The organism is Pseudomonas sp. ASL7, from assembly GCF_056680375.1.
Genome location: NZ_CM155279.1, coordinates 5897444 through 5914734, shown reverse-complemented (window position 1 = coordinate 5914734; position 17291 = coordinate 5897444). Strand labels below are relative to the sequence as shown.

18 protein-coding genes are annotated in these 17291 nt (G+C 58.0%); 5 read left to right on the top strand and 13 right to left on the bottom strand.

Translation table 11 applies throughout. The annotated features are described in order from the left end of the window. Positions 1-183 precede the first annotated feature (183 nt). Positions 184-432, top strand: coding sequence for a CopG family ribbon-helix-helix protein (locus tag AC1MDT_RS27285; protein ID WP_480419798.1), 249 nt, complete (start codon positions 184-186; stop codon positions 430-432). Next, a complete protein-coding gene (locus AC1MDT_RS27280) occupies positions 410-700 on the top strand; it encodes a type II toxin-antitoxin system RelE/ParE family toxin (RefSeq protein WP_201114526.1) in 291 nt (96 codons plus the stop codon). The genes AC1MDT_RS27285 and AC1MDT_RS27280 overlap by 23 nt, the downstream gene beginning before the upstream one ends. A gap of 51 nt (positions 701-751) precedes the next feature. Here the strand turns inward: AC1MDT_RS27280 and AC1MDT_RS27275 are convergent, their stop codons facing one another. Next, on the bottom strand, positions 752-937 hold the full coding sequence (locus AC1MDT_RS27275) for a hypothetical protein (protein WP_480419797.1): 186 nt from the start codon (positions 935-937) through the stop codon (positions 752-754). Positions 938-1329: 392 nt separating this feature from the next. Here AC1MDT_RS27275 and AC1MDT_RS27270 point away from each other — a divergent pair, with 392 nt between their 5' ends. Beyond that, positions 1330-2955, top strand: a complete 1626-nt coding sequence (locus tag AC1MDT_RS27270; RefSeq protein ID WP_480419796.1) for a glucan biosynthesis protein D — start codon at positions 1330-1332, stop codon at positions 2953-2955. A gap of 189 nt (positions 2956-3144) precedes the next feature. Here the strand turns inward: AC1MDT_RS27270 and AC1MDT_RS27265 are convergent, their stop codons facing one another. The 3 genes from AC1MDT_RS27265 to AC1MDT_RS27255 form a co-directional block, all read right to left on the bottom strand. Next, the gene (locus tag AC1MDT_RS27265) at positions 3145-4251 is read right to left on the bottom strand and encodes an NADH:flavin oxidoreductase/NADH oxidase (protein ID WP_480419795.1); all 1107 of its coding nucleotides are present in this window, start codon (positions 4249-4251) and stop codon (positions 3145-3147) included. A gap of 268 nt (positions 4252-4519) precedes the next feature. Further along, positions 4520-6229: a single-stranded-DNA-specific exonuclease RecJ gene (recJ, locus tag AC1MDT_RS27260; RefSeq protein WP_480419794.1), complete on the bottom strand. Its 1710-nt coding sequence runs from the start codon at positions 6227-6229 to the stop codon at positions 4520-4522. 66 nt (positions 6230-6295) lie between these two features. Beyond that, on the bottom strand, positions 6296-6838 hold the full coding sequence (locus AC1MDT_RS27255) for a YaeQ family protein (protein WP_007897614.1): 543 nt from the start codon (positions 6836-6838) through the stop codon (positions 6296-6298). Between the two features lie 147 nt (positions 6839-6985). On the opposite strand from AC1MDT_RS27255, the gene AC1MDT_RS27250 reads away from it, so the two are divergent. After that, positions 6986-8185, top strand: a complete 1200-nt coding sequence (locus tag AC1MDT_RS27250) for a CaiB/BaiF CoA transferase family protein (RefSeq protein WP_480419793.1) — start codon at positions 6986-6988, stop codon at positions 8183-8185. Beyond that, positions 8166-9092, top strand: coding sequence for a TIGR02285 family protein (locus AC1MDT_RS27245; RefSeq protein WP_480419792.1), 927 nt, complete (start codon positions 8166-8168; stop codon positions 9090-9092). Before AC1MDT_RS27250 ends, AC1MDT_RS27245 begins: the two co-directional genes overlap by 20 nt. A 169-nt stretch (positions 9093-9261) precedes the next feature. On the opposite strand, the gene AC1MDT_RS27240 is transcribed toward AC1MDT_RS27245, so the two are convergent. The 9 genes from AC1MDT_RS27240 to rpsP form a co-directional block, all read right to left on the bottom strand. After that, entirely contained in the window at positions 9262-9549 is a 288-nt protein-coding gene (locus AC1MDT_RS27240) for a DUF3509 domain-containing protein (RefSeq protein ID WP_480419791.1), read from the bottom strand. Positions 9550-9939: 390 nt separating this feature from the next. Next, positions 9940-11349, bottom strand: coding sequence for a threonine synthase (thrC, locus tag AC1MDT_RS27235; protein WP_480419790.1), 1410 nt, complete (start codon positions 11347-11349; stop codon positions 9940-9942). A 66-nt stretch (positions 11350-11415) separates the two neighbouring features. Further along, positions 11416-12720: a homoserine dehydrogenase gene (locus tag AC1MDT_RS27230; protein WP_092281511.1), complete on the bottom strand. Its 1305-nt coding sequence runs from the start codon at positions 12718-12720 to the stop codon at positions 11416-11418. 134 nt (positions 12721-12854) lie between these two features. Beyond that, on the bottom strand, positions 12855-13586 hold the full coding sequence (gene dsbC / locus AC1MDT_RS27225; RefSeq protein ID WP_480419789.1) for a bifunctional protein-disulfide isomerase/oxidoreductase DsbC: 732 nt from the start codon (positions 13584-13586) through the stop codon (positions 12855-12857). A 237-nt stretch (positions 13587-13823) separates the two neighbouring features. Then, positions 13824-14720: a site-specific tyrosine recombinase XerD gene (gene xerD / locus AC1MDT_RS27220; protein ID WP_480419788.1), complete on the bottom strand. Its 897-nt coding sequence runs from the start codon at positions 14718-14720 to the stop codon at positions 13824-13826. A 418-nt stretch (positions 14721-15138) separates the two neighbouring features. After that, positions 15139-15489: a 50S ribosomal protein L19 gene (rplS, locus tag AC1MDT_RS27215; RefSeq protein ID WP_003175895.1), complete on the bottom strand. Its 351-nt coding sequence runs from the start codon at positions 15487-15489 to the stop codon at positions 15139-15141. Positions 15490-15534: 45 nt separating this feature from the next. Continuing rightward, positions 15535-16287, bottom strand: coding sequence for a tRNA (guanosine(37)-N1)-methyltransferase TrmD (gene trmD / locus AC1MDT_RS27210; RefSeq protein ID WP_010463006.1), 753 nt, complete (start codon positions 16285-16287; stop codon positions 15535-15537). 2 nt (positions 16288-16289) lie between these two features. Next, positions 16290-16826 (bottom strand): ribosome maturation factor RimM, encoded by a 537-nt coding sequence (rimM, locus tag AC1MDT_RS27205; protein WP_007944873.1) that lies wholly within the window; start codon positions 16824-16826, stop codon positions 16290-16292. 5 nt (positions 16827-16831) lie between these two features. Continuing rightward, positions 16832-17083, bottom strand: coding sequence for a 30S ribosomal protein S16 (gene rpsP / locus AC1MDT_RS27200; protein ID WP_007944872.1), 252 nt, complete (start codon positions 17081-17083; stop codon positions 16832-16834). Positions 17084-17291 lie beyond the last annotated feature (208 nt).

Here is a 17291-nt window from a genome sequence, read left to right as displayed (position 1 = left end):
CCCGGCGCCATCAGCGGTGCCGGGGCACTCGTTGCATGTCGAAATATATCCCTACCTCCCATTTTGCTTTCCCACGCTAAGGTTTATTCAAATCAATGCACGGCAGCTGGTTGACGAACACGGCGGTAAGACCTAGGGTGTTTACGTCGTTTACAACGTATACACCTACTCAGGAGAGCCACCATGGCTTCGCCCGTTTTGTCTTTTCGAGTTGAAGAAACGCTGGCCCAGCAGCTGGACAATCTGGCCGCAGCTACCGATCGCGACCGTCAGTACCATCTGAAACGTGCATTGATTCGATATGTAGAAGCCGAGTCATGGCATCTGCAAGCCATAAGCGATGGCATAGCAGACGCCGACGCAGGAAAACTTTCCGATCTGGATGCCGTAAAGGCTAAGTGGGCAAAACGTGCCGAGCGTAGTACTGACTGAAAAAGCAGAAAGTGACCTCGACTCTATTCATGAGTATTACCAAGGCGCCCTTGGCGCTGATGCCGCTTTCGAGGTAATAGCGATTTTTCTGCAATCCTTCCATCAGCTGGAGCGGTTTCCAGGTTCAGGAAGGCCCTCTGTAGTACCAGATGTACGCGAATTGGTATTCGGCCGTTATCCATTCATTGCTCCCTATCGACTGATGCATGGTCAGATACAGATACTGCGTGTTTTGCACCAACGGGCAGAGCGATCGCAGAATTGGTAATTGGCGACATTCAACCGTGACACTATCGCCACGGCTGAACGTCGTACCTCGTCAAAACCGCGAAACACTCCGCATCGCATCCACCAGATACCGCATCGCAATCCGGTCGTCCTCAGACAAGTCCCGATAACGCTCCACCAACGTCATCTCATCTGAGCTGAGTCGACGCCTTCGCCGCCCGGTCGCCAGGCACGGAAAAATCCCCAACATTTCGGTGATGCTTCGTACTTTCGTCATGGACGATGTCCTTTTATAAGCCCGAGAAAACTTCAAAAACCGCATCGCCCTCTCCTTTTTGTCAGTCGCCGGCCTGAAGGGCAAAAACCGGTCATGACCACAGAATAGAAACTATCCGGGCGCTGAAAAGCGATTTTTAGAGTAATTAGTCAAAAAAAGCAGAAATGCCCTATAAATCAGAAAGCTCTGTCGGAAAACTTTACCGACACTTCTTGTTTCATTGCTGCGCTGTCGCTGTGCCATCAATCATTTTTCCTCTGCAACCGAACGGTTTAAGCTATTTGGCATCTGTTTAATGTCCGTTGCGTTTGGCCGAAGGCATGTCCGAACCGATTTTTCAGATCCAGCACGTGCCAGGAACGGCGCGGGATTGTTCACGACAGGTTGTACTTATGCATCGCAGGAATTTGCTCAAAGCATCGATGGCCATTGCGGCTTATACCGGTTTGTCTGCCACTGGCCTGCTGGCCGCACGCGCTTGGGCGGGGAATGGCGCGGCGGATGGCGAGGCTCAGACGTTCGACTTCGAAGCGCTGAAGATCCAGGCCAAGCAGCTTGCCGGCAATCGCTATCAGGACACCAAGCAGGTGCTGCCGCCGACGCTCGCGACCATGACGCCGCAGAACTTCAACGCGATCCAGTACGACGGCAATCACTCGCTGTGGAATGAGCTGAACGGTCAGCTGGATGTGCAGTTCTTCCACGTCGGTATGGGTTTCAAGCAGCCGGTGCGCATGTATAGCGTCGATCCGAAGACGCGCCAGGCTCGCGAGGTGCATTTCCGCCCGTCTCTGTTCAACTATGAAAAAACCACGGTCGACACCAAACAGCTCACGGGCGACCTGGGGTTTTCCGGGTTCAAGCTGTTCAAGGCACCGGAGCTGGATAAACACGACGTATTGTCCTTTCTCGGCGCCAGCTATTTCCGTGCCGTGGACGCCACAGGCCAGTACGGACTGTCGGCGCGTGGCCTGGCGATCGACACCTACGCCAAGAAGCGTGAGGAGTTTCCCGACTTCACCAAATTCTGGTTCGAGACACCGGACAAGGACAGCACCCGCTTCGTGGTCTACGCCCTGCTGGATTCGCCGAGCGCCACTGGCGCGTACCGTTTCGATATTGACTGCCAGGCCAGTCAGGTCGTCATGGGCGTCGATGCCCACATCAATGCGCGCACGGCCATCGAACAACTGGGTATCGCGCCGATGACCAGCATGTTCAGTTGCGGCACACATGAGCGGCGCATGTGCGACACCATTCACCCGCAAATCCACGACTCGGATCGTCTGGCCATGTGGCGCGGCAACGGCGAATGGATCTGCCGACCACTGAACAACCCGGCCACCTTGCAATTCAACGCCTTCGCCGACACCGACCCGAAAGGTTTCGGCCTGGTGCAGACCGATCACGAATTCGACAGTTATCAGGACACCGTCGACTGGTACAGCAGGCGCCCCAGCCTGTGGGTAGAACCGACGACCGCGTGGGGTGAAGGCTCTGTCGATTTGTTGGAAATTCCTACAACCGGCGAAACTCTCGACAACATTGTCGCGTTCTGGACGCCGAAAAAGCCGGTCGCGCCCGGTGATTCCCTGAACTACGGCTACAAGCTCTACTGGAGCGCCCTGCCACCGGTCGGTACACCGTTGGCGCGGGTCAATGCGACCCGTTCGGGCATGGGCGGTTTCGTCGAAGGTTGGGCGCCGGGCGAGCATTACCCGCAAGTCTGGGCTCGTCGCTTCGCCGTGGACTTCACCGGTGGCGGGCTGGACCGCTTGCCGGAAGGTGCGGGGATCGAGCCGGTGGTCACTTGCTCGAACGGGCAGGTGAAAGATTTCAATGTGCTGGTGCTCGATGACATCAAGGGTTACCGCATCACGTTTGACTGGTACCCGACCAACGACAGCGTGGAGCCGGTGGAATTTCGGTTGTTCATTCGCACCCATGACCGGACGTTGAGTGAGACCTGGTTGTACCAGTACTTCCCGCCGGCGCCAGAGAAGCGTAAGTACACCTGAGGAAAGGAGGGTGTTTGATTTGGCCCCTTCGCGAGCAGGCTCGCTCCCACAGGTGATCTCCGTCGTGCACAAAATCAATGTGGGAGCGAGCCTGCTCGCGAAGACGGCCTGACGGGCAACAAATATCCCGCCCAAACACGCAAAAGCCCCGATCAACTCGATCGGGGCTTTTTGTTTTTACCGCCTCACTCAGTCGCGCAAATCCGACTCATGAATCGGCTGATCACGATGGGTCGCCCGCTGATACTGCGCCGGCCAGATCGCCTTGTTCCCGCCCAGATCATCATCGGCATGCAGCGGCCAATAGGGATCGCGCAGCAGCTCTCGGGCGAGGAAGATGATGTCCGCCTGACAGGTACGCAAAATGTGTTCGGCCTGGGCCGGTTCGGTGATCATTCCTACCGTACCGGTGGCAATGCCTGACTCCTTGCGCACACGTTCGGCGAAGCGGGTCTGGTAACCCGGGCCTGTAGGAATCTCAGCGTTGGCCGCTGTACCGCCCGACGAGACGTCAATCAGGTCCACGCCCAAATCTTTGAGGCGTCGTGCCAGCTCGACGGTTTCATCGGGGTTCCAGCCATCTTCGACCCAGTCGGTGGCCGACACTCGCACGAACAACGGCAACTCTTCAGGCCACACTGCGCGCACGGCTTCGGTGACTTGCAGCACCAGCCGAATTCGATTTTCGAACGAGCCCCCATATTGATCGCGCCGCTGATTACTCAGGGGCGACAAAAACTGATGCAACAGGTAACCGTGGGCAGCGTGGATTTCAACCACTTTGAAACCGGCAACCAAGGCTCGTTTTGCCGAGTCGACAAAGGCCTGAATGATCTCGGCGATCTGGCTGTCATCAAGCTGCTTCGGTGCGGTGTGCTGGGGGTCGAACGCAATCGGCGAAGGACCGACCGGGGTCCATCCACCGTCTTGCGGCTTAAGACTGCCGTGTTTGCCGAGCCACGGCCGATGGGTACTGGCCTTGCGTCCGGCGTGAGCCAATTGAATGCCGGCGACGGCGCCTTGAGCGGCGATGAAACGGGTAATGCGCTGCAGGGGTTCGATCTGTTCATCGTTCCACAAGCCGAGGTCCTGGGCGGTGATACGTCCCTCGGCGGTGACTGCCGTGGCTTCGGTAAACACCAGACCCGCGCCGCCGACAGCGCGGCTGCCGAGGTGCACCAGGTGCCAGTCATTGGCCAGCCCATCGACGCTGGAATACTGGCACATCGGTGACACGGCGATGCGGTTGAGCAGGGTCAATTGGCGAAGGGTATAGGGTTCAAGCAGCAGACTCATGGGGCACCTCTCGAATCAGTGGGCAGGCTCCAGGGTTCTGTTTGAAAAGTCGACGAGTGACAGGAAAAAGGTGCAGCACCCGCCCCCGCGGGCAAAAAACAGGACAAGACGTCACAAGGATTATCAAGCAGTGCTTAGAGCCTAGTCGACAACGGAGGAAGAGGGAGGGTTCAGATAGATCGGGTGTCAGAAAGATCGCTTTCGCGAGCAGGCTCGCTCCCACAAGGCTCGCGCAAATCCTGTGGGAGCGAGCCTGCTCGCGAAGGGCCTAACGCGGTTCGATGTGGGCAATCATCAATTGAACGGTCTCATTCCCGCGAAACTCGTTAAGGTCCAGTTTGTAAGCCAATTCCACCCACTTGATGGTCGGATTCGGCCAGATATCACGGTCGATGCCAAAGGCAATGCCGTCGAGTTTGACCGAGCCACATTCACTTCTGAGCACCACTTTAAGGTGCCGCTCACCGACGACGCGCTGCTCGACCAATTGAAACACGCCATGGAACAACGGCTCCGGGAAGTGCTGCCCCCAAGGCCCGGCATGGCGCAACGCGCGGGCCAGTTCCAGGTGAAATTCCTCGACCGCCAGGGTGCCGTCCGACAGCAAGCGCCCGGTCAGGTCCTCTTCGCGCAATTGCCTACGCACCTCAGCGTCAAAGGCTTCGGCGAACAACGGAAAATTCGCTTCGGGCAACGTCAAGCCGGCCGCCATGGCATGACCGCCGTACTTGCTGATCAGGTTGGGATGCTGTGCCGCCACGACGCTCAAGGCGTCGCGAATGTGGAAGCCCTGAACCGAACGTCCCGAGCCCTTGAGCATGCCATCGCCCGCATCGGCAAAGGCAATCGTCGGACGGAAATAGCGCTCTTTCATACGCGAGGCGAGGATGCCGATGACACCCTGGTGCCACTCTGGATCAAACAGGCACAGACCGAACGGCATCGATTCGACCGGCAAGTCCTTGAGCTGAGCCAGCGCCTCACGCTGCATGCCCTGCTCGATGGATTTGCGGTCCTGGTTCATGCCGTCGAGCTGGACCGCCATTTCCCGCGCCATACCGGCGTCGTCGGTGAGCAGGCATTCGATGCCCAGGCTCATGTCATCCAGCCTTCCTGCCGCGTTAAGGCGTGGGCCGACGATAAATCCCAGATCGGTGGAGGTGATGCGCGCAGACTCACGTTTGGCCACTTCGAGGATCGCCTTGATCCCCGGCCGCGCACGTCCGGCACGAATCCGCTCAAGTCCCTGGTGCACCAGAATCCGGTTGTTGGCATCCAGCGGCACCACGTCGGCGACGCTGCCCAGGGCCACAAGGTCCAGCAACTCGCCGATGTTCGGCTGAGGCTGGCTCTCGTACCAGCCCAGAGCGCGCAAGCGCGCACGCAGGGCCATCAGCACATAGAAAATCACCCCGACGCCGGCCAACGCCTTGCTCGGGAAGTCGCACCCCGGCTGGTTCGGATTGACGATGGCATCGGCCAACGGCAGTTCATCGCCGGGCAAGTGGTGGTCGGTGACCAACACCTGGAGCCCGGCCTTTTTCGCCGCTGCCACGCCTTCGACACTGGAAATACCGTTGTCCACGGTTATCAGCAGCTGGGGCTGACGTTCCAGCGCCACCGCAACGATCTCTGGTGTCAGGCCGTAGCCATACTCGAATCGGTTCGGCACCAGATAGTCGACGTGCGCCGCGCCCAGCAGACGCAAGCCCAACACGCCCACGGTACTGGCGGTCGCGCCATCGGCATCGAAGTCGCCGACGATCAGAATCCGCTGCCGTTGTTCGAGCGCCGTCACCAGCAAATCCACGGCGGAGTCGATGCCTTTGAGTTGTTCGAACGGGATCAGTCGCTTCAGGCTCTTGTCCAGTTCAGCCTCGGACAGCACGCCCCGCGCCGCATACAGACGGGTCAGCAGTGGCGGCAGATCACCGAGGAATGGCAGGGTGTCGGGCAACAGGCGAGGTTCGATGCGCATGGGGTGACAGGTGCTTCTCTTGAATACGTAGGATAAAACCGGAAAACGCGAACAATCGGCAAAAAATCAGCCGCGTTCGCCGCTCAGCCACTGCAACTGGACTTCGTGTTGACCACGGTCGTCGGTGACGAAGATGGTCCCTTCGCTGATCATCACGTCCCACTTGATAACGCGGGGCATGTCCTTGGCCAGGGTTTCCAGGACTTCCTGGGGCACGGCAGCGATGTGCACGTTTTTCAGGTTTTTGATCGCCGGAATCACCTTGGTTTCCCAGACGCGCAGGCTGCCGTAGGCCAGCAAACTGGTGCGTTCGGTGCGGCGTGAGCACCAGGTCAGGCGATCAGCGTCTGGCTGACCGACTTCAATCCAGTGCAGAACACGGTCATCCAGGCTCTTTTCCCACAGAGCCGGCTCATCCACGTCTGACAGACCGCGACCAAACGACAGCTGCTCGTTGTACCAGAACGCGTAGGCCAGCAGCCGCACGGTCATGCGCTCTTCGGTTTCCGAAGGGTGACGGGCAATGGTCTGCTTCACAGACTCATAAACGCTGCGATCGAGGTCGGTGAGGTTCAGTTCAAACTTGTAGGTCGTGGACGGCTGGGCCATGAACGGGCTTCTTGATACGAGGAAAGGCGGCAAGTCTAACCGATGCGATAGGCAATCAACGAATTGAAGGCGATCAACCTTGGTCGACTGACGTTCGGCTATGTTAAAACGCTCTATCAGCTCAGCCTTCGTCCTACAGGATCCAGTATGCCGCTCACCGGAAAACCGCTCTCAGGTCTGAAAGTCATTGAATTGGGTACGCTGATTGCCGGCCCGTTTGCCTCACGCATTTGCGGCGAATTCGGCGCCGAAGTGATCAAGATCGAATCCCCGGATGGCGGCGACCCGTTGCGCAAATGGCGCAAGCTGTATGAAGGCACCTCGCTGTGGTGGTTCGTCCAGGCGCGCAACAAGAAGTCCCTGACCCTGAACCTCAAACACCCGGACGGCCTGGCAATCCTGAAAAAGCTGCTCGGCGAAGCGGACATCCTGATCGAGAATTTTCGCCCCGGCGTGCTGGAAAAGCTCGGGCTTGGCTGGGACGTCTTGCACGCGCTGAACCCGAAACTGGTGATGGTGCGACTCTCGGGCTTCGGCCAGACCGGGCCAATGAAAGACCAACCCGGGTTTGGCGCGGTCGGGGAGTCCATGGGCGGCTTGCGTTACATCACCGGGTTCGAAGACCGACCGCCGGTACGCACCGGGATTTCCATCGGCGACTCGATTGCCGCGCTCTGGGGTGTGATCGGTGCATTGATGGCCCTGCGTCATCGCGAGGTCAACGGTGGCCAGGGACAAGTGGTGGACGTGGCGTTGTATGAAGCGATCTTCGCCATGATGGAAAGCATGGTTCCGGAGTTCGACGTCTTCGGTTTCATCCGCGAACGGACCGGCAACATCATGCCGGGCATCACACCCTCTTCGATCCACACCAGCGCCGACGGCAAACATGTGCAGATCGGCGCCAATGGCGATGCAATCTTCAAGCGCTTCATGCTGATCATCGGGCGCGAAGACCTGGCCAACGATCCTGTACTGGCCAGCAACGATGGCCGCGATACCCGTCGCGACGAAATTTACGGCGTCATCGATCGCTGGGCCAACTCGCTACCACTGGACACGATCATTGAGCAATTGAATCAGGCCGACGTACCGGCCAGCCGGATCTTCAGCGCGCAAGACATGTTCAACGATCCACAGTATCTGGCTCGGGAAATGTTCCTGAAAGCCAAATTGCCGGACGGCAAAGACTTCAAGATGCCGGGGATCGTGCCGAAATTATCAGAGACACCGGGCACATCGGAATGGGTCGGGCCACAACTGGGCGAACACAATGCGCAGGTACTTCACGATCTTGGCTATGACAAGGGACAGATCGCAAAGCTGCGTGAAGACGGGGCCATCTAAGCTGAAACGGCTGCTGTCATCAGCGCTCCATCACACCCGTAACTGGCGTGCAGTGGCCGCGTTCGCGCTATTGGCCGGTTTGACCACAGCCGTTTCGGCGCAACCCAAAGACACCTTGATCTGGTTACTGCGCGACCTGCCGCCCACGATGATTTTCGAAGGGCCGAAAAAAGGTCAGGGTGTCATCGATCAAATGTTGCCGCTGCTGATCGCCGGTATGCCGCAATACAACCACACCCTGATGCGGGTCAATCGCGCCCGTGGCATGCAAATGCTCCACGAAGAGTCGTTTACGTGCGACCCCTCGCTGGTCTGGACCAAGGAGCGGGAACAATGGATTGCGTTCTCGATTCCAGCCTTTCGTGCCGTGAGTAATGGCCTGGTGATCCGGCATGACAAACGATCGCTTCTGGAACCTTTCCTGATCGACGGTGAAGTCGATCTGGCAGCGCTGCTGGCCAGCGGCGGGAAGAAAGTCGGGGTGGTCGCCGAGCGCAGTTACGGGCAGCTTCTAGACGCCCTGTTGCGACAGGCACCGCCCGGCGCCTTGACACACCACCATGGCAACGACGCCCTCGGCAGCCTTTTGCAGATGCAACGCCTGGGTCGTTTGCAGGTGGTGTTGGGTTACTGGCCAGAGATCCGCTATCAGGCCCAACAGAAAAACATCAGCGATGAGCAACTGGTGTTCTATCCGGTCAAAGGCACGGGCCCTTACCTGTCCGGGCATATCGGTTGTTCCAATACCGCCCAGGGTCGGCAGGCGATCAGCGAGATCAACCAGCTGTTGCGCACCATGCCCCATGAGCGACTGGATCGACTGTATGCCGACTGGCTCGATCCACCAAGGCGCAGCGACTACCTGGAAGCCGCCAAGGCTTTTTTTGAGCATCAGGCCGAGCAGTGACAAATCGCGGACAAAAGAAACCCCGAGAAGTGGGGAGACGACTCGGGGTCAAACGTGGCCTAAATAAAGACCAGTAGCAACAAGCTACAAGCATCGGAGCACAATGCTTGATCCTGCTGTTACATGTTCTGACTGACCTTGGCGCAGGAAGGTTCCCACAGAAAACAATTCAATTTCGGCTGGCCAGGATTTTGTCCTGGGCGGCATTGCGCAACGCTGCGATAACGCAGGGTTCCAGACGTCCTTCGGCGATCAGCACGTCACGGTGCAAACCGTCGACCACATCCGTCAGCAGACGTTTATCCGCCAACTGGGCTTGATTGAACCCATGCTCGACGACGATAGCGCCGGCCGCATTCTTCAGTGTCACCAGGCATTCGCCATGGGTTCCCGACGGCGTCAACGTCACCTGATACGGGCTCAGAGCCTCACCGAGCAATAGACTGATACTTTCCATCTCGATCACCACTCAATAGTCCGAAAACAAAGTGCCTGGGGCATGTCTACCTTAAATGACCGCTAGCCCGAGAAGAAAGTTCTGATAACCGAGTGCAGGTGAACCGGCGTCTCTGGTTGATGGAGCATGCACGGTAAAGATGACAGGGAAAAAACAGACGTGTCCTTAATGCCGCTCAGTTAAGGAAATTGTAGGAGCGAGCTTGCTCGCGATGTTCGTTAACGAACGCGCGTGTTTACTGGCTAAACACGGCACGCTTGAGTCCATCGCGAGCAAGCTCGCTCCTACAATGGACCACATTCGCTTAAGTGATCGGCATTAGCTGTGTCCTGCACAAACGAAAAAGCCCGTCAGGAGACGGGCTTTAGACGAACGACAACTTTTCGCCGATTACAAAGGCTTACCGCGATTGCCATGCTGACTGACGAACGCCTGTACAGCCTTCAGATCATTCGGCAACACAGTGCAACGCTCATCACGCTCAAACAAATCAGCAAGGTGCACAGGCAATTCCAGCGCTTTGCCCACACCGGCTTTTTCCACGGCATCCGGGAATTTCACCGGGTGCGCCGTGCCCAGGATCACCATTGGAATATCCAGGCTGCGACGGCATTCGCGCGCGGCCTTCACACCGATGGCGGTATGCGGGTCCAGCAACTCACCGGTTTGCTCGTAGACTTCGGCGATGGTTTCGCAGGTTTGTGCGTCATCCAAGGCCAGGGAATCGAACAGCTTGCGGGCTTCGGTCCAGCGCTCTTGTTCGACGCTGAAACCACCGCCCTGCTTGAAGCTGTCCATCAAACCGGCAATCGCCGCGCCGTTGCGACCGTGCAGGTCGAACAGCAGTCGTTCGAAGTTCGACGAGACCATGATGTCCATCGACGGCGACAGGGTCGCGTGCAGGGTTTCCTTGACGTACTGATTGCCGCTCATGAAGCGGTGCAGGATGTCGTTGCGGTTGGTGGCGACGATCAACTGGTTGATCGGCAAGCCCATATTGCGGGCCAGGTAACCGGCGAAGATATCGCCGAAGTTGCCGGTTGGCACCGAGAACGATACCGAACGTGCCGGGCCGCCCAACTGCAGCGCTGCGTGGAAGTAGTAAACGATCTGGGCCATGATCCGCGCCCAGTTGATCGAGTTCACCGCGACCAGACGCGTGCCTTTGAGGAAGCTCTGGTCGGCGAAGCTCGCCTTGACCATTTCCTGGCAGTCATCGAAGTTGCCTTCGATGGCGATGTTGTGGATGTTCTCGCCGAAGATCGTGGTCATCTGGCGACGCTGCACCTCGGACACACGGTTGTGCGGGTGCAGGATGAAGATGTCGACGTTTTCACAGTGCTTGCAGCCTTCGATGGCGGCCGAACCGGTGTCGCCGGAGGTGGCACCGACGATCACTACGCGTTCACCGCGTTTTTCCAGCACGTAATCGAGCAGACGACCGAGCAGTTGCAGGGCGAAGTCCTTGAATGCCAGGGTCGGGCCGTGGAACAGCTCCAGCACCCATTCATTGCCATTCAACTGGCGCAATGGCGCTACGGCATTGTGTGAGAACACACCGTAGGTTTCTTCAAGAATCTTTTTGAAATCGGCATCCGGGATGCTGCCGGTGACAAACGGGCGCATGACCCGGAAGGCCAGTTCGTGATACGGCAGGCCGGCCCAGGAAGCGATTTCTTCCTGGGTGAAACGTGGCAGGTTTTCCGGGACGTACAAACCGCCGTCAGTGGCCAGACCGGCCAGCAGGACGTCTTCGAAATTCAGGGCCGGTGCCTGGCCGCGGGTACTGATATAACGCATGACTGGCTCCAATAGACAGTGTTCGCAAACCCGGGCCCGCACGCGGGCCCGGTGAACGATAACGGCTTAGTTCAGGTGCTCGACGCGGATCCGCACAACCGGACCGACTACGCCCGCCAAGGCTTCCAGGGCGGCGATCGCATCGTTCATGTGCTGTTCCAGCACGCGGTGGGTCAGCAGGATCATCGGTACCAGACCGTCATGCTCTTCGACTTCTTTCTGCATGATCGATTCGATGTTGATGCCGCGCTCCGACAGGATGCTCGCGACCTGGGCCAATACGCCCGGATGGTCCTTGGCCTGAATGCGCAGGTAGTAGGCGCTTTCACAGGCTTCGATCGGCAGGATCGGGTGAGCCGACAGCGAATCCGGCTGGAAGGCCAGGTGCGGCACACGGTTTTCCGGGTCGGAGGTCATGGCGCGAACCACGTCCACCAGGTCGGCGATCACCGACGAAGCGGTCGGCTCCATACCGGCGCCAGCGCCGTAGAACAGTGTCGAACCGGCGGCGTCACCGTTGACCATCACCGCGTTCATCACGCCGTTGACGTTGGCGATCAGGCGATCGGCCGGGATCAGTGTCGGATGCACACGCAGTTCGATGCCGGCCGCGGTGCTGCGAGCAACACCGAGGTGCTTGATGCGATAGCCCAGCGCTTCGGCGTAGTTCACGTCAGCGGTGGTCAGCTTGGTGATGCCTTCGGTGTAGGCCTTGTCGAACTGCAGCGGAATACCGAACGCGATGGACGCCAGAATCGTCAGCTTGTGGGCGGCGTCGATGCCTTCAACGTCGAAGGTCGGATCGGCTTCGGCGTAACCCAGGGCTTGTGCCTCGGCCAGCACGTCTTCGAAGGTGCGACCCTTCTCGCGCATTTCGGTGAGGATGAAGTTGCCCGTGCCGTTGATGATACCGGCCACCCAGTTGATGCGGTTGGCGGACAGGCCTTCACGGATCGCCTTGATCACCGGAATACCACCAGCCACGGCGGCTTCGAACGCCACGATCACGCCTTTCTCGCGAGCCTTGGCGAAGATTTCGTTGCCGTGAACGGCGATCAGCGCCTTGTTCGCGGTTACCACATGTTTTCCGTTCTCGATCGCTTTGAGTACCAGCTCGCGGGCAACGGTGTAGCCGCCCATCAGCTCTATGACGATGTCGATCTCAGGGTTCGTGGCCACTTCGAAGACATCGTTGGTAATCGCAATACCGGTCGTCTGGAACTGAGGCTTTGGCGTGCGCATGGCAATTTGTGCCACTTCGATTCCACGCCCGGCACGACGAGCAATTTCCTCGGCGTTGCGCTGAAGTACGTTGAAGGTACCGCCACCGACGGTCCCTAACCCACAGATGCCTACTTTGACCGGTTTCACTGTGAACTCCCCATAAAACGGCCGACTCAAGGCCGGCCGTGAAAACAACCGCATGCTCGCGGTTCTCTATTAATGGCCCGGCGAACGTTGCCGCCGGACCATGATCGTCAAAGGCTGGCGATGACGATGCGAATTTATTTCGCGCCCAGCGCCAGTTTGGCGACTTGTGGCGCAGGCTGGTAGCCCGGAATGACCTGACCGTCGGCCAAAACGATGGCCGGCGTGCCGTTCACGCCAATCGACTGACCGAGGGCGAACTGTTTGGACACCGGGTTATCGCACTTGGCGGCCTTGATTTCCTTGCCGTCGACCATTTTATCCATGGCCGCTTTCCTGTCTTTCGAGCACCACACCGCTTGCAATTGTTCGTCACCCGGCGAGCCCAGGCCCTGGCGCGGGAACGCGACGTAACGCACTTCAATACCGCGCTTGTTCAGCTCAGGCACTTCGGCGTGCAGTTTGTGGCAGTACGGGCAGGTGGTGTCGGTGAACACTGTGATGTGCGATTTGGTTTCACCAATCGCCGGATAAACCACGGTTTCCGCGACCGGAATGTCGTTGATCAGTTTGGAAACACCCAGGCGTTCGGCCTTCTCGGTCAGGTTGACCGGTTTACCGTCCTTGAGCTGAAACAGGTAGCCCTGAACAATGTACTGGCCATCAGCACTGGCGTAGAGCACGCGACTGCCTTTGAGTTTGACTTCATACATACCCGGCAAAGGGCTGGCGGTGATGCTTTCTACCGGCACCTCGAGTTCGAGGCTTTCCAGGCTTTTACGAATGGCTTTGTCGGCCGCGTCATCGGCGACGGCAAAGGTGCTGACCAACGCAATGGCGGCGGCGGCGAAAATCTGGGTCAGACGCATGAGAACTCCTGAAGGCGGACAAATGGGATGATCAGAACGCCCGTGCCGAAACACCGGGTCATAATCGCCCATCGTGCAAACCGACAAAGCCTACCACATAAGGCCCGTGTGGCCGAATGCGCCTGACGCAAGACATTGTGAGGCTGTAGGAGCGAGCTTGCTCGCGATGGTGTGTCAGCAACATTAATGTCGACTGACACACCATCGCGAGCAAGCTCGCTCCTACAGGGTCTGCGGTCATCCGCGCGGATGATGTTTGGCGTGCAGGTCTTGCAAGCGGGCGCGGGCGACGTGGGTATAGATTTGGGTCGTGGACAGGTCGCTGTGGCCGAGCAGCATTTGCACCACCCGCAGATCAGCGCCGTGGTTGAGCAAGTGTGTGGCGAAGGCATGGCGCAAGGTGTGTGGCGACAACGACTTACCGATCCCGGCGACCTTGGCCTGGTGCTTGATGCGATGCCAGAAGGTCTGGCGAGTCATTTGCTCGCCACGCTGACTGGGGAACAGCACATCGCTGGGACGCCCGCTGAGCAGCTCACCACGGGCATCGCGCATGTAGCGCTCGACCCAGACAATCGCCTCCTCGCCCATCGGCACCAGCCGCTCCTTGCTGCCCTTGCCCATGACCCGCAACACGCCTTGGCGTAGATTGACCTGTTCCAGGGTCAGGCTGATCAGCTCTGTCACCCGCAAACCGCAGGCATAAAGCACTTCAAGCATGGCGCGATCACGCTGGCCGATGGCTTCACTCAGATCCGGAGCCTTCAGCAGGGCTTCCACGTCAGCTTCCGACAAGGACTTGGGCAACGGCCTGCCCAGTTGCGGCATGTCGACACGCAAGGTCGGATCGACGGCGATCAGCTTTTCTCGCAGCAGATAGCGATAAAAGCCACGCACGCCCGAGAGAAATCGCGCCGTTGAACGAGGTTTGTAGTTTTGCTCCAGACGCCAGGCCAAATGATCGAGGATCAACTCGCGGCCGGCGTTGATCAGCTCCAGCCCCTTTTCCTGCAGCCAGCCGTTGAACAGGGCCAGATCGCTGCGATAAGCGTCGCGGGTGTTATCGGACAGCCCCTTCTCCAGCCAAAGGGCGTCGAGGAATTGGTCTATCAGTGGGTGGTCGATGGCAGGCATGGGCGCTCAAGACGGGCAGCCTTTAGGCGGCGCGCGAAAAAAGGTGAACGGTAAAAATGGCCGCTAGTCTTTCATAGCCCGCTATTTCAAGGAACAGGAGCGTCAATGAACGAGCCGCAGATTCTGTTGGCCTTTGGCGCTATCGATGCAGCGGCATTGGGCTGTGGTGACAGCCGATAGTGGGTTGAAGCCTTCGGCGGGGTGGACGTTACTGGCGTTGGTACAACCGGAATCTAGCTGCGCCTCATAAATCTTCGCGAGCAGGCTCGCTCCCACACTGGATCTTCTGTGAACAACAGTGATCAATGTGGGAGCGAGCCTGCTCGCGAAGGCCGCACCTCGGTCACGACCTGTGGATAAATCGCAGGCAACAAAAAAGCAGCCCGCAGGCTGCTTTTTTTTGCATCGGAAGCTGGACTTAAGCCAGTTTTTCCTTGATGCGAGCTGCTTTACCGGACAGGTCACGCAGGTAGTACAGCTTGGCTTTACGTACGTCACCGCGACGTTTAACGGCCATGCTGTCGATTTGCGGGCTGTAGGTCTGGAAAGTACGCTCTACGCCAACACCGTTGGAGATTTTACGAACGGTGAAAGCACTGTTTACGCCGCGGTTACGCTTGGCGATAACAACACCTTCGAACGCTTGCAGACGCGAACGGTCGCCTTCCTTCACTTTCACCTGAACGACAATGGTGTCGCCCGGGGCAAAGGTAGGGATCTCTTTGGTCATCTGCTCTGCTTCGAGTGCAAGGATGATTTTGTTAGTCATGCTGTGCTCCTAAGGTAAATCAACGGACTTACCATCGATACGTTGTTAACTATCGTCCCGCTCGCGGATGTATTCCTCGAGCAGCTTCTTCTCTTCTCCAGAAAGCGAGCGGCTTTCCAGAAGATCGGCGCGTCGTTCAAAGGTCCTACCAAGGGACTGCTGTAAACGCCAACGCCGGATGTGCGCGTGATTGCCACTTAGCAATACGTCGGGAACACGCTGATCCGCATACACCTCCGGTCGGGTGTAGTGCGGGCAATCCAGCAAACCATCCGTAAAGGAATCTTCCTCAGCGGAGTCCGCATGCCCTAAAGCTCCAGGCAGCAGTCGTGTAACCGCATCGATCAGGACCATCGCCGGCAGCTCGCCGCCAGACAGTACATAGTCGCCAATCGACCACTCTTCATCGACATGAGCCTCTATAAAGCGCTCGTCAATGCCTTCATAGCGGCCGGCAATCAGGATCAATGCATCCAGATTCGCCAACTCGCGTACCGCCGACTGAGTCAGTTGACGGCCTTGGGGGGACAGGTAAATCACCTTCGCCGCCTCCCCGGCTGCTGCCTTGGCCTGAACCAGAGCATCTTCCAGGGGCTTGATCTTCATCACCATGCCCGGACCACCGCCAAATGGGCGATCATCCACAGTGTGATGTCGATCCGTCGTGTAGTCTCGCGGGTTCCAACAGGTGAGCTGCAACAGCCCCTGTTTCACCGCCCGACTGGTGATGCCGTACTCGCTGATGGCGGAGAACATCTCGGGAAACAAACTGATCACTTCTACGCGCAAGTTAGCCACGCTTAGAAGTCCGCGTCCCAATCCACCTTCATCTCGCCTGCGGCAAGGTCGACGGCCAACACGCATTGCTCCGTATAGGGCAACAGGCGTTCGCGATCATCCAGGCTGCCAGCGCAAGGCTTGACCACCATTACATCATTGGCGCCGGTTTCCAGAAGATGATCGATTTTCCCGAGCAATTGCCCGAGTTGATCAATAACCTTCAGACCTTCCAGCTGGTACCAGTAGTACTCGCCGTCGGTCAATTCAGGGAACAGGTTGCGCGGCACACAGATCTCATAACCAGCCAGAAGACGCGCTTCTTCACGATCATCAAGACCCTTGAGCTTTGCGACCAGGAACTTGTCGTTCCCACGTCCGCTGACCAGCTCGACCTGTTTCACATTGCCTTCGCGCTTGAGCGTCCAGGTTTTGTACTGCAACAGGTTTTCAGTCGGATCAGTAAAGGAATACACCTTCACTTCGCCGCGAACGCCATGAACCGAATAAATTTTGCCGATAACGATCAAATCATCAGCAACAGCTGGCGTCGCGTTCATATTGCTCAGGCCGCAGCCTTAGCAGCGTCCTTCAACAACTGAGCAACACGCTCAGAAGGTTGTGCACCAACGCTCAGCCAGTAGGCTACGCGCTCTTGGTTCACGGACAAACGGACTTCTTGACCACGAGCAACAGGGTTGAAGAAACCAACCTGTTCCTTGTGCGAACCGTCGCGCGGGTTGCGGCTGTCGGTTACGGTCAAGTGGTAAAACGGGCGCTTTTTGGAGCCGCCAAGGGCAAGACGGATTGTTAGCATGTGAACATCGTTCCTGTAGTCGGTGCTGCAAATCTAAAGGCACAGCGGGCATAGGTGCCCGAAAGGCCGCATATTCTAAGGAATATCCGGACTTTTGCAAATGTCTTTTTCCGGCTGCCTATCGGCCGCCATCAAGATTTGCTATAGAGCCGTCGTTGAAAACGGCCGATCAGCTCCCGCCAAGTGCGGGTTTGCTGGAGATCCCACT

Excerpts from the sequence above, each read along its gene's own strand:
- AC1MDT_RS27250 (WP_480419793.1), top strand. The coding sequence starts at position 6,986 with ATGCCGCTCACCGGAAAACCGCTCTCAGGTCTGAAAGTCATTGAATTG.
- recJ (WP_480419794.1), bottom strand. The coding sequence starts at position 6,229 with ATGCGCATCGAACCTCGCCTGTTGCCCGACACCCTGCCATTCCTCGGT.
- xerD (WP_480419788.1), bottom strand. The coding sequence starts at position 14,720 with ATGCCTGCCATCGACCACCCACTGATAGACCAATTCCTCGACGCCCTT.
- AC1MDT_RS27255 (WP_007897614.1), bottom strand. The coding sequence starts at position 6,838 with ATGGCCCAGCCGTCCACGACCTACAAGTTTGAACTGAACCTCACCGAC.
- thrC (WP_480419790.1), bottom strand. The coding sequence starts at position 11,349 with ATGCGTTATATCAGTACCCGCGGCCAGGCACCGGCCCTGAATTTCGAA.
- rpsP (WP_007944872.1), bottom strand. The coding sequence starts at position 17,083 with ATGCTAACAATCCGTCTTGCCCTTGGCGGCTCCAAAAAGCGCCCGTTT.
- dsbC (WP_480419789.1), bottom strand. The coding sequence starts at position 13,586 with ATGCGTCTGACCCAGATTTTCGCCGCCGCCGCCATTGCGTTGGTCAGC.
- rimM (WP_007944873.1), bottom strand. The coding sequence starts at position 16,826 with ATGAACGCGACGCCAGCTGTTGCTGATGATTTGATCGTTATCGGCAAA.
- rplS (WP_003175895.1), bottom strand. The coding sequence starts at position 15,489 with ATGACTAACAAAATCATCCTTGCACTCGAAGCAGAGCAGATGACCAAA.
- AC1MDT_RS27270 (WP_480419796.1), top strand. The coding sequence starts at position 1,330 with ATGCATCGCAGGAATTTGCTCAAAGCATCGATGGCCATTGCGGCTTAT.
- AC1MDT_RS27275 (WP_480419797.1), bottom strand. The coding sequence starts at position 937 with ATGACGAAAGTACGAAGCATCACCGAAATGTTGGGGATTTTTCCGTGC.
- AC1MDT_RS27240 (WP_480419791.1), bottom strand. The coding sequence starts at position 9,549 with ATGGAAAGTATCAGTCTATTGCTCGGTGAGGCTCTGAGCCCGTATCAG.
- AC1MDT_RS27285 (WP_480419798.1), top strand. The coding sequence starts at position 184 with ATGGCTTCGCCCGTTTTGTCTTTTCGAGTTGAAGAAACGCTGGCCCAG.
- AC1MDT_RS27265 (WP_480419795.1), bottom strand. The coding sequence starts at position 4,251 with ATGAGTCTGCTGCTTGAACCCTATACCCTTCGCCAATTGACCCTGCTC.